The organism is Phormidesmis priestleyi BC1401 (assembly GCF_001650195.1).
GTDB classification, from domain to species: Bacteria; Cyanobacteriota; Cyanobacteriia; order Leptolyngbyales; family Leptolyngbyaceae; genus Phormidesmis_A; species Phormidesmis_A priestleyi_B.
Genome location: NZ_LXYR01000038.1, coordinates 37,855 through 48,548, shown reverse-complemented (window position 1 = coordinate 48,548; position 10,694 = coordinate 37,855). Strand labels below are relative to the sequence as shown.

Here is a 10,694-nt window from a genome sequence, read left to right as displayed (position 1 = left end):
GTATTCGCAAGCAGTTGCGCGACTCGGACAACCTACGCGATGCGGTAGAATTTGTTCTTAAACAAGCTGCGTCCTAACCAATGTGGCAGTGGCTATAACTGCTCCCGCTCATCAAGTTGGCGATTTCTTTGTTGATTATGAAGAAAAAGTCTTCCCAGATGTCAAAGCCGATCCGGGTGAGAAAGCGTTAGTCACATTCCACACGGTTGCGTTTGAAGGCTCGATCGGGCTGGTCAATTTATTACAAGCTACTCGTCTACTTCGTAAAGGGTTTGAAACCTCGATTTTACTGTATGGTCCCGGCGTAACCTTGGGGATTCAGCGCGGCTTTCCTAAAATTGGTGACGAACCATTCCCAGGGCAGCAGAATTTTAATAACCAAATCAGTAAATTTATGTCTGAGGGTGGCAAGGTTTATGCGTGTCGTTTCGCATTGCAAGCGTTGTATGGTCACGGTGAACCTTCGTTGATTCCTGGCATTCGCCCGATTAGTCCTCTCGACGTATTAGATATCATTTTAATGCACCGCAAAGATGGCGCGTTTATTCTCGACACTTGGACGCTCTAGGCATTTCTGAGTTAGGGGACTTTTCAACGCTTTTCTCAGGAGGACACTGTGGATTATTCGCGTATTGTTCGGGCAGCAGCCGTTCAAATCAGTCCGGTTTTATTTAGTCGAGAGGGCACGATCGAGAAGGTGCTGCACGCGATCGAGAATGCTGCTAAAGAAGGTGCCCAACTCGTCGTGTTTCCCGAAACGTTCGTCCCCTATTATCCCTATTTTTCGTTTGTGCAACCGCCCGTCTTGATGGGCAAAGAACACATGCGACTGTACGAGGAGGCGGTAGAGGTACCCAGTCCGGCGACGGACGCGGTAAGTCAGGCGGCGCGATCGCACTCGATCGTCGTGGTGCTGGGCATCAACGAGCGCGACGGTGGCTCTCTCTATAACACTCAGCTTGTATTTGATGCCGATGGCAGTCTGCTGCTTAAACGGCGCAAAATTACACCCACTTATCACGAGCGCATGGTGTGGGGGCAAGGCGACGGTGCTGGGCTGAAGGTCGTGGATAGCGCGATCGGAAAACTTGGTGCCCTCGCCTGCTGGGAGCATTACAATCCGCTAGCTCGATTTGCGCTGATGGCACAGTCTGAACAGATTCACTGTGCTCAGTTTCCGGGTTCGCTGGTCGGTCAGATCTTCGCCGATCAGATCGAGGTGACGATTCGCCATCATGCTTTAGAGTCAGGCTGCTTTGTAGTGAATTCTACAGGTTGGCTGTCGCCTGAGCAAGTGGCACAAATCACGCCAGATGAGTCGCTGCAAAAAGCGCTGAAAGGAGGTTGTTTTACCGCCATTATTGGACCTGAAGGCACCCACCTTTGTCCGCCGATCGTGGATGGGGAAGGAATGGCGATCGCGGATCTCGATTTTTCACTAATCACCAAACGCAAACGCATGATGGACTCGATCGGGCATTATTCTCGACCCGATTTACTGCAACTACAGCACAATTCTAACTTGTGGTCAGTGATGACACCATTGCAAAATCATTCAAACGGTGTTCATAAATCTGAAGGTGATAGCGTTGTTTATCAAAATCTGACTTCTGCTATCTGATATTGCAAACATTTGGGGAGACGTTCCACCGAAACGTCTCTACGGTATTGGCAAATAGATTGTCCACTACATTAATTATGGAAACAAAACCGCCGCTACCACCGTTCACACTTGAGACGGCAACAGCCAAGGTGCAAGCCGCAGAAGATGCTTGGAATACCCGAAATCCCGATAAAGTGGCTCTGGCATATACCGAAGATTCTCAGTGGCGCAATCGGTCTGAATTTTTAAGCGGGCGATATGCAATCCGCGAGTTTCTCAAGCGCAAGTGGGCAAAAGAATTAGACTACCGTTTGAAAAAAGAACTTTGGAGTTTCAGCGCCGATCGCATCTCTGTCCGCTTTGAATATGAGTGGCACGACGACGCAAACAACTGGTATCGCTCTTACGGAAATGAACAGTGGGAGTTTGCTGAGAACGGCTTGATGCGACGGCGAGAAGCCAGCATTAACGATGTCTCGATTCAAGAGTCTGAACGGCTGTTTCGATGGGAGCGTAAACCCAGTCTATGAACAAACAAACATTGATTACTGAACTTCAGTCACACGGGCTGAAGTTGGTTGACGACGAGCAAGGTGCATCGGGACGCAGAGGCGGGGCAGGTCCTTCTGATCACAAAGCGGTGACAGTAGATGGCACAACAGTAATGGTGCCGATCTACAACAGTTTGGCAGCTCGATCGCCCTACACCATCCGCAACAATTCATCAGCAGAATTGACGCTAGAACGGCACGGAGAAGCGGTTTCGTCGATTAGCTTTCCGCGCAAACCTCAGTTTTATGACCTCACAACAACCGACGGCATTCCCTACTGGAAGATTGCTCTATTGCATAGCCGCGACGTGTTAGCGACTACTGTTCTGCAAACCTGCATTCGCTATGGGGATACTGCAACTTCATGCCAATTTTGCGCGATCGGGCAATCTCTAGAGTCTGGCAGAACCATTGCTCGTAAGACTCCGGCTCAACTCGCTGAAGTCGCGGAAGCAGCCGTTCGGCTCGATGGAGTCAAGCATTTAGTGATGACAAGCGGAACGCCCAACACAAGCGATCGCGGAGCCGCCTATCTGAGCGAGTGCGCTGCCGCCATCAAAGCCAAGGTCAATCTTCCCATTCAGGCGCAGTGTGAGCCACCGGATGATTTTGTCTGGTTCGATCGGATGAAGGCAGCAGGCATTGACAGTTTAGGAATGCACTTAGAAGCGGCAGATCCGCAAGTTCGGGCGAAGATTATGCCAGGTAAAGCAACCGTGCCCGTCGAGTATTACTTCGAGGCGTTTGCTGCTGCTGTCAACGTGTTTGGCTGGGGACAAGTCAGCACTTATCTACTAGCTGGATTGGGGGACAGTTTGGACACTTTACTAGAGATGAGCGATCGCTTGATTCAAACTGGGGTGTATCCGTTTGTCGTACCGTTTGTTCCCATTACAGGAACGCCGCTTGCTAATCATCCTGCTCCAGAAAGTGAGTTAATGTTCACCCTCTACGAACGCATCGGTGCCCGACTCAAACAAGCCGGAATGTCATCCGCAGACATGAAAGCAGGCTGTGCAAAGTGTGGTGCCTGTTCAGCGATTTCTAACTTTGAATCTTGATTCATGTACCAATTCAAACTAGCAGCCGATTCTCAAGAAATTGACGATTATTTTACACTGCGTCGCTCGATTTTTGCTGAAGAACAGCAGATTTTTGAGGGCGACGATCGAGACCATATTGATCAAATTGCTTACCCGATCGTGGCGATCGCTCCCGATACTCAACAAGTGATCGGCGTAGTGCGAATCTATGAAGTCTCACCTGGCATCTGGTATGGCGGCAGGTTAGGGACGCACTCGGACTATCGCAAAGGCTGGCAAATCGGCAAAGGACTGATCTATAAGGCCGTCACGACTGCAAACAGTTGGGGATGTCACCGATTTTTAGCGACTGTGCAGTTGCAGAATGTACGATTTTTTGAGCGGTTTCACTGGCAATCGTTGGAGGAACTCTCAATCTGCGATCGTCCTCATCACCTCATGGAAGCTGACCTCAATTTCTACCCTCCAAGCTCAGAAACTCGTCCAGTCCTGTCTCTACGGGAGGCATCGTGACATTATCGGCGCTTGTAGATCGACTGCGACACTCGCTCAGTCTTGTGCAAAAGCAGGACATTCAAACCGCATCACAAGCGCTGTCTGTCGGTACAGAATGGACATCTTCTGAGGTGCTGTTGGGTGATGATTGCGCTGCTATCCCCGATCGAGGCGGCTATCTGCTGTTAGCTGCTGAAGGAATGTTGCCCTCACTGGTCGAAACCGATCCCTGGTTTGCGGGGTGGTGTGCGGTGATGGTGAATGTGAGTGACATCACTGCAATGGGCGGACATCCGATCGCCATTGTTGACGCATTGTGGAGCCAATCAACTCATCTGACTACCGCAATTTGGGATGGAATGAAGGCTGCGGCTGCGGCGTATCGAGTTCCGATCGTGGGAGGTCACACCAATTGTCACAGCCCCTACAATGCTTTGTCAGTAGCAATTTTAGGACGGGCGACGCGATTGATTTCGAGCTTTAACGCGCGATCGGGCGATCAACTCCTCATGGTTGCTGACTTTCGCGGCACCCCTCACCCCACCTATCCCTTCTGGAATGCTGCAACCACTGCCGATCCTGTCCAACTTCGTGAAAATCTAGCACTCCTGCCACACCTAGCAGAAACCGGACTCTGTGACGCTGGCAAAGACATCAGCGCAGGCGGAATCATCGGAACGCTTTTAATGTTGCTCGAAACGTCTGGCTGTGGAGCCATCTTAGATTTAGATTTAATGCCCTACCCCAAAGCGCTATCGCTTGAACAGTGGCTAATTAGCTTTCCCAGTTATGGTTTTTTGTTGAGCGTTCGTCCCGATCAGGTGTCAGCAATTCAATCCTGTTTTCATCAGCAAAGCTTAGTCTGTGAAGTCGTTGGAGAGATGCAGGTTGGTCGAGAACTGGTGCTACGATTGGCTGAAGAGTCTGCTATGTTCTGGGACTTATCTCGCCAGAGACTAACAGGTTTTTCTCAGGGGTAGATAAGCTAATAACGTGCTAGTCAACCTTGATTTTGAGGAATGCATCTAAGCGAGTCATCATATTGTCTCCAAGGAAGGGGTTAGAGAAATTCTAAACCTCCAGCCCAAGCAAGGAAAAGCAAAAGCGTATCAGGTGAAGCAAGTTTGATGAAACCCGAAATTATTACTGCGATTATCGCTGCGATCGTTGCGGTTATTAGTGCCAGTATTAGTATTTACGGTCAAACTCGCGCCGCACAACTTGTCGATCGGCTTGCTAAACGACGTGAGACTGAATCGCGTGAGGCGCAGACGACTGCCTTAATGTCAAAGTATCGAGATCCACTGTTACGATCAGCCATTGATCTTCAGAGTAGACTATTCAACATTCATCAGCAGGAATTCCTACAGTATGCCTATCAGCGCTCTCCTGCTCATAAAGACTACGCAATTCAAAACACACTATACGTTATCGCAGAGTACCTAGGATGGGTCGAGATTCTGCGAAGAGAGGTTCAGTTTCTAGATTTAGGTGATCTTGAGACCAACCGCCGCTTGAGTGAATTGCTGTTTAATATTAATAAGGCATTTGGATCGGGCGGATATGGAAACATCTTCCGACTTTATAACGGTGAACAACGTGCAATCGGGGAAGTTGTGCTAGTGCCGCGATCTGTAGACAACTCACGCGGCTATGAATGTATGGGTTACGCTACCTTTGTGACAAAGATGAGCGATCCAGAGTTTGCACGTTGGTTCGCGCAATTAAGAGATAATATTGAGCTGATAGGTAACAAGTCAAAGGTTCGGGAAAAAAGACTCGTTCTAATTCAGAATAGGCTGATTGACTTAATAGATTTTCTTGATCCCCAGTGTATTCGGGTTTCACCAGAATATAGAACCAAAATTGGACAGGATCAATGACTCTATACCGAATCGCTTTATTGACTTACTCGACAAAGCCTAGAGGAAGCGTCATTCATACTCTAGAGTTAGCAGAGGCGCTGCATAAATTGGGTCATTATGTTTGTGTCTATGCGTTAGATAAAGACGGGAAGGGATTCGACTATACGTCGTCTTGTGATTATGATTTGGTGCCTGCTCAAGCTGCACCGATCGACATCGACCAACTAATTCAACAGCGCATTCAAGAATTTGTGTCTTATTTGAGTCAACTCCAATCCGTTTATGATGTTTATCACGCTCAAGATTGCATTAGTGCCAATGCGTTAGCAAAGCTCGTTCAGCAGCAACAGATTTCCTCGTTTGTGCGAACGATTCATCATATTGAGGATTACAGCAGCCATTATCTTCAGCAATGTCAAGACCGATCGATTCGGAATGCCAATCTCTGTCTTTGTGTGAGCGATTGCTGGCAAAAAGAGATTCAGCGACAATATCGCATTCATGCTCCGCGAGTGATTAACGGGGTCAATTTAGAGAGATTTTCGCCGATCGCCAGCGGGTTAGAATCATCACTCAAAGAACAATTAGGCTTAAGTGGTTCCCCAATTTATTTAACCGTTGGGGGTATCGAGCATCGAAAGAACTCGATTCGGCTCCTGCAAGCGTTTGGGCAAGTGTTAGAAGACTATCCGACGGCTCAGTTGGTGATTGCGGGAGGAGCGATGCTGTTTGACTATCAGACGTATCGAGATGATTTCTTTGCCCTCGCCGATCGGTTAGACATTCAAATCGGACGATCGCTCATCTTACCTGGAGTGGTTTCTGATGCCGAACTGCCCATTTTATACAGAACGGCGGATGCGTTTGTGTTTCCATCGACAAAAGAAGGGTGGGGGTTAGTCGTGCTGGAAGCGATCGCGTCGGGTCTGCCTGTGATCACCTCAAATCAGCCGCCGTTTACTGAGTTCCTCTCAGAGACTCAAGCGCTGTTAGTGTCTCCAGACTCGACTGACGCGATCGCCCAGGCTATGCGATCAGTTATCCAGCCCAATGTCTCCCGTTTATTAATGCAGCAGAGCCAATCTATTTTGTCTCGCTATACCTGGGAAAACTCCGCTAAAATGCATTTGCATTACTATCAAAATCAAATTACAAATATCAAGACTGACTTGTACTAATTTCTATTAAACTTATGCCAGAAATACGGTTTCAAATTCAATGGTCTGATGGTTCTCAAGAAACCTGTTATTCTCCTTCTCTAGTGATTAAGGATTATTTTATTCCTGATACTGAGTATGATTTGGATGATTTTGTTCAGAGATCGAGAGAAGCACTGCAAATCGCCAGCGATCGAGTTCAATTAAAATATGGCAGACCATGTGGTTTAGCGTTGGGACAACTGCAAGAAATCGAGGTGAAATCTGCTCAATATCGTCACCTCTCTGATCCAAAAGTGCGAGTGATTCAGTTCATTGAATGATTGAGCATTCTCTAATGTTCTTGTGCAATCTCCCAATCTTTTTGAGTTTGAATCACCAATACTCAAATTGTTGAATCTGACTTTACAATATCTTGATCTTTAAGATTGTGGATGTTTTTTGAGTGATCTAGTTTCAATCGGCGTTGTTGCATGAATAGGGGTTGCAGAAGGGCGACGTGATAGGTTTGAAGTACCACCTCACAAACCCTTACAGCAAAGAGCTACCGCATCCGCAACTGGGCTGAGTATAACGCTGGATTGAAACAGAGAGGCAGCCTGACGTTCTGGGTCGATGAGTCGGTTCTAGAGGTATGGATTGTGCCAAACCTAAGCGGTAAACCGGGTGCTTCGTTGCTGTACGGCGATTTAGCAATCATCACGATGGTGACGCTGAAATCGATTTATGGATTGGCAGGGCGGCAATGACAGGGATTTGTAGAATCGATTTTTGAGTTGATGGGCATTGACCTGTTCGTGTCTGACCAAAGTACGCTGTCACGGCGACTAGATAACCTGTCGATTGACCTCCCCGTGCTGCCGAAAACAGAAGCGAGGCATGTGGTGGTAGACTCAACCGGGATGAAAGTGTATGGAGAAGACGAGTGGAAAACGCGGCATCAGTAAGCGGCGAACTTGGCGTAAACTTCATCTCGGAATCGATGCACAAACCGAGGAGATTTTAGCCGCTTTTGTCACGACGAATGACATCTAGTGATGGGCAAGTGCCGCCCGAATCGTTGGGTCAAATCGAGGGCGACATTGAGCAAGTGTCAGGGGACGGAGCCTATGACCAACGGCAATGCTACGATGCCATTCGAGAAGGCAAAGCGAGGGCAACCATTCCACCCCGTCGCGGAGCCAAAATCTGGAAGCATGGCAACGCTCAAGGAGAGCGTCACAACCGAGATGATAACCTCCGTCGGATTCGTAAAGTCGGGCGGAAAGTTTGGAAACAGGAGAGCGACTATCATCGCCGTTCTTTGGCAGAAACAACAATGTTCCGCTTCAAGACGATCTTTGGGGGTGGTCTGAGTTCGCGTGATTTTGGCAATCAAGCCGTGGAGTTGTTCATCAAGTGTGCCGCGCTCAATCGCATGATCCAGATCGCGAAACCCAATAACTATCGGGTTTCAGCTTAGTTGATGGCTTTCTCAAACTCAAGTCTGCCCTTTTTTAGATTCATTCAACAAAGCCGAAGTTCAACATCGTTCTGGGTAATGGTTCACTGATTCAAGTGGAGGAATTGCACAACAAAATCACCATTCAACTCTAGAAAGTTGGGCATTAGGGAGTCGGCAATCACCTCTTTGGGTCGGCTCCCTTATTCGAGTTATTCACTTACCCCTGTTTATTTAGACAGCCCCCGTTTGAGTTGAGTTGGGTCTATCCGTTTAGATGACAACAATAGATCTGTAGCATTACCCGAATTAGCTTAGTTTGGCGTTCTGTTCTCCAATTTGCTCTCCTTCCGCTTTTGCTTCTTGGTAAACTCTTGTTTCTTCTAAACGTAGTCCTAGCATTGTTCCTACCTCAGTACGATTTAGTTTTGAGAACTTGTAAAACAAGAACAAGAGGTTTAAAACATGTCCTAGCCAGTGAGCACGGTCTCGATCGGGTCGCCGACCTGCAAGCGTTTCCCAGTTTCAGAGGCAGCGATGCGGGTGTTGACAGCTAACCGATAGAAATGGTTAAAGCGCGAAGCGGCTGCCCAGGTTGGAAATTCTTCTTTGCGCTTCAGTCCAAATGTTTTTTGAAACTGAGGCGTTTTTACCCCAGAGATTGCGCTGCGAGTCGGCACTACACATCGCTGGCAGGGGTTGATGCCTTGAAGTTGCACCTCGCCTAAACGAAACTCGATCGGGTCATTCTCAGAATATAGACGGTCTTCCCAAAATGCAGGAACGTCGGTTAGTTCTAAATTGGTGCGAAAGCGGCTTCGGATGTCCTCAACTGAAAGGTCGGGAAACCAGGAAGCAACCTGCTCGATCGTGGCAGTGCTGATGATCGTCGGTCCGGGTGAACTGGGATCGTCTGGAAACCCAGTAATGGTGTCTTGCTGAAGGCTGACCGGAAAGCCGAAAAAGTCACTGAACCAGGCAGCGATTGCCGGACGTGCATAATCGAGATGAAAGCTAACCGGATGGTTGCCCCGAATCGAAAGCGTCACGATTCTAGCGTTGAGATTAAACTGCGACCGAATCTGATGGATTTTTGCGGTGCGTTTGCCATTGACCCATTTGTGGTCGCGATCGACGATCACAAATTCCCGATCGTGCGTCAGAGATCCACCTTGTAAAATCGTGGTGTGAGTCACTGAAACGCCATCCAACGATTTGATCGGAAACACAAAAATATGGCTCAGGCGCGGCATAGCACGATCGATAAAGGACGCTTATGATTTTTGCATGATGACTCAGTGATCGCCCACTGCATTCTTCTAGGCAGGCGAGTTGCAGGTCATAACCCCTTCTTTAGCCGCGTTTGCCCCACCCATCGATTGAATCTTGATGGACGGCTGATAGCCCGGATAACAGCGCACTAGCACCCGGTCTGAGCTACGAGTCATATAAAGTACATAAACAGGTTTGCCTCCTAAGACGGCTGGTACGAGGGAAGGAGGAGCAGCAGCAGTCGCCACGATCGAGGGTAGGTTAAAAGCGGCTGAATCTGGAATCGTAGACAGAGCAGGTTTTGCCCAGAAAAACTGCAAACCGACGATGACCAATCCGGTGACGACGGATAGCAAAATAGACAGCTTAGTGGATAGTTTAGACATCACTTAAATCTACTCCCTTCTAATAGCTCTGATTAAGGTAGACCTTATTCACAAATTATTCAAGAGTTTGACCATCGGGACTGAATCTGACACGGGTCACTTTGGCTGAATGGTCAGCGAAATCGGCGCTTGTAGGGTCAACACATACACACTATCCGCCGGAAGCTGCACGATCCAGATATCTTTAAAAGACATAATGCCCCTTACACGTCATCAGTAGGGAGACGATTTGAGGTTTATGCAGTTTTGGGAGTGTGGCGATCGCGGGTCGGTTTCTTGGAGAGTTGGAGCGATCTAAGAAAGTAGAGTGGTTGATCGCTCCAACGTGATCCATTAATTACTGCTTCAGCAAGGTTGCATAAAAGTTACACAGAAGGTGAGAAAGCCTAGCCAATAACCGTTTAATGAATTAATCTTAAGGATGTTAGTAAGGCGATTTTATTAAGTCTTTTAGTGAAAGTTGAGGATGATCTAGAGCCATGCGCGTGTACTTAACCCACTGCTCTAAAGAAAAGGAGCCTAATCTTAAAGGAACTGACATTACAGTTACACCTGATAAGTTGTACACGAGCGCTGGCATTCAGCAATTTATGAAGAGGTGTCAAGAGCAAAATGTGATTTGGGGTGTTCTATCCGATCTCTACGGAGTCTATCTATCAAACGAGCGTCATGTCTGGTACGAAAAGCATCCTGATACTGTTACGCCGCAAAAAAAAGGGATTATCGTTCAAGATTTTAATATCAAGTTGAGTTCATATGATGAGATCTTCTTTTTTATTAGGATGGAATCTTTTCACCCTTTCTACGAGAGGGTTTTGAAAGAGACGGTGCTTGCTGATAAAGTAAAGACCTTCCAAAATATTGAGTTCATTGAATAAGCT

Annotated in this window: 12 protein-coding genes and 1 pseudogene; 11 read left to right on the top strand and 2 right to left on the bottom strand. The window is 47.8% G+C overall.

Features of this window, described 5'->3' with window-relative positions:
* The first annotated feature begins 88 nt into the window (after positions 1-88).
* The 10 genes and pseudogenes from A8707_RS18140 to A8707_RS27640 all read left to right on the top strand — a co-directional run bounded on the left by A8707_RS18140 (position 89) and on the right by A8707_RS27640 (position 8,176).
* Positions 89-568 (top strand): MSMEG_0572/Sll0783 family nitrogen starvation response protein, encoded by a 480-nt coding sequence (locus A8707_RS18140; RefSeq protein ID WP_068818615.1) that lies wholly within the window; start codon positions 89-91, stop codon positions 566-568.
* A gap of 48 nt (positions 569-616) precedes the next feature.
* On the top strand, positions 617-1,621 hold the full coding sequence (locus tag A8707_RS18135; RefSeq protein ID WP_068818609.1) for a Nit6803 family nitrilase: 1,005 nt from the start codon (positions 617-619) through the stop codon (positions 1,619-1,621).
* Between the two features lie 77 nt (positions 1,622-1,698).
* Positions 1,699-2,133 (top strand): nuclear transport factor 2 family protein, encoded by a 435-nt coding sequence (locus tag A8707_RS18130; RefSeq protein WP_068818608.1) that lies wholly within the window; start codon positions 1,699-1,701, stop codon positions 2,131-2,133.
* A complete protein-coding gene (locus tag A8707_RS18125; protein ID WP_068818607.1) occupies positions 2,130-3,215 on the top strand; it encodes an MSMEG_0568 family radical SAM protein in 1,086 nt (361 codons plus the stop codon). Before A8707_RS18130 ends, A8707_RS18125 begins: the two co-directional genes overlap by 4 nt.
* A gap of 3 nt (positions 3,216-3,218) precedes the next feature.
* Positions 3,219-3,710, top strand: coding sequence for an MSMEG_0567/Sll0786 family nitrogen starvation N-acetyltransferase (locus tag A8707_RS18120; protein WP_068818606.1), 492 nt, complete (start codon positions 3,219-3,221; stop codon positions 3,708-3,710).
* Positions 3,707-4,672 (top strand): sll0787 family AIR synthase-like protein, encoded by a 966-nt coding sequence (locus tag A8707_RS18115; protein WP_068818605.1) that lies wholly within the window; start codon positions 3,707-3,709, stop codon positions 4,670-4,672. Before A8707_RS18120 ends, A8707_RS18115 begins: the two co-directional genes overlap by 4 nt.
* Positions 4,673-4,819: 147 nt before the next feature.
* Positions 4,820-5,575, top strand: coding sequence for a hypothetical protein (locus tag A8707_RS29195; RefSeq protein ID WP_197484868.1), 756 nt, complete (start codon positions 4,820-4,822; stop codon positions 5,573-5,575).
* A complete protein-coding gene (locus A8707_RS18105; protein ID WP_068818604.1) occupies positions 5,572-6,735 on the top strand; it encodes an MSMEG_0565 family glycosyltransferase in 1,164 nt (387 codons plus the stop codon). Before A8707_RS29195 ends, A8707_RS18105 begins: the two co-directional genes overlap by 4 nt.
* Positions 6,736-6,749: 14 nt before the next feature.
* Positions 6,750-7,037, top strand: a complete 288-nt coding sequence (locus A8707_RS18100; protein ID WP_068818603.1) for an MSMEG_0570 family nitrogen starvation response protein — start codon at positions 6,750-6,752, stop codon at positions 7,035-7,037.
* Between the two features lie 228 nt (positions 7,038-7,265).
* Positions 7,266-8,176, top strand: a pseudogene (locus A8707_RS27640) (IS5 family transposase).
* Positions 8,177-8,625: 449 nt separating this feature from the next.
* Here the strand turns inward: A8707_RS27640 and A8707_RS18090 are convergent.
* Entirely contained in the window at positions 8,626-9,408 is a 783-nt protein-coding gene (locus tag A8707_RS18090; protein ID WP_068818602.1) for an MOSC domain-containing protein, read from the bottom strand.
* 66 nt (positions 9,409-9,474) lie between these two features.
* The gene (locus A8707_RS18085; protein WP_068818601.1) at positions 9,475-9,813 is read right to left on the bottom strand and encodes a hypothetical protein; all 339 of its coding nucleotides are present in this window, start codon (positions 9,811-9,813) and stop codon (positions 9,475-9,477) included.
* Positions 9,814-10,292: 479 nt separating this feature from the next.
* Here A8707_RS18085 and A8707_RS18080 point away from each other — a divergent pair, with 479 nt between their 5' ends.
* Entirely contained in the window at positions 10,293-10,691 is a 399-nt protein-coding gene (locus tag A8707_RS18080; RefSeq protein WP_068818600.1) for a hypothetical protein, read from the top strand.
* Positions 10,692-10,694 lie beyond the last annotated feature (3 nt).

What these genes read in the sequence shown, in the direction of transcription:
- A8707_RS18130 (WP_068818608.1), top strand. Translation starts at nt 1,699, where the DNA reads ATGGAAACAAAACCGCCGCTACCACCGTTCACACTTGAGACGGCAACA.
- A8707_RS18125 (WP_068818607.1), top strand. Translation starts at nt 2,130, where the DNA reads ATGAACAAACAAACATTGATTACTGAACTTCAGTCACACGGGCTGAAG.
- A8707_RS18120 (WP_068818606.1), top strand. Translation starts at nt 3,219, where the DNA reads ATGTACCAATTCAAACTAGCAGCCGATTCTCAAGAAATTGACGATTAT.
- A8707_RS29195 (WP_197484868.1), top strand. Translation starts at nt 4,820, where the DNA reads ATGAAACCCGAAATTATTACTGCGATTATCGCTGCGATCGTTGCGGTT.
- A8707_RS18105 (WP_068818604.1), top strand. Translation starts at nt 5,572, where the DNA reads ATGACTCTATACCGAATCGCTTTATTGACTTACTCGACAAAGCCTAGA.
- A8707_RS18100 (WP_068818603.1), top strand. Translation starts at nt 6,750, where the DNA reads ATGCCAGAAATACGGTTTCAAATTCAATGGTCTGATGGTTCTCAAGAA.
- A8707_RS18090 (WP_068818602.1), bottom strand. Translation starts at nt 9,408, where the DNA reads ATGCCGCGCCTGAGCCATATTTTTGTGTTTCCGATCAAATCGTTGGAT.
- A8707_RS18085 (WP_068818601.1), bottom strand. Translation starts at nt 9,813, where the DNA reads ATGTCTAAACTATCCACTAAGCTGTCTATTTTGCTATCCGTCGTCACC.
- A8707_RS18080 (WP_068818600.1), top strand. Translation starts at nt 10,293, where the DNA reads ATGCGCGTGTACTTAACCCACTGCTCTAAAGAAAAGGAGCCTAATCTT.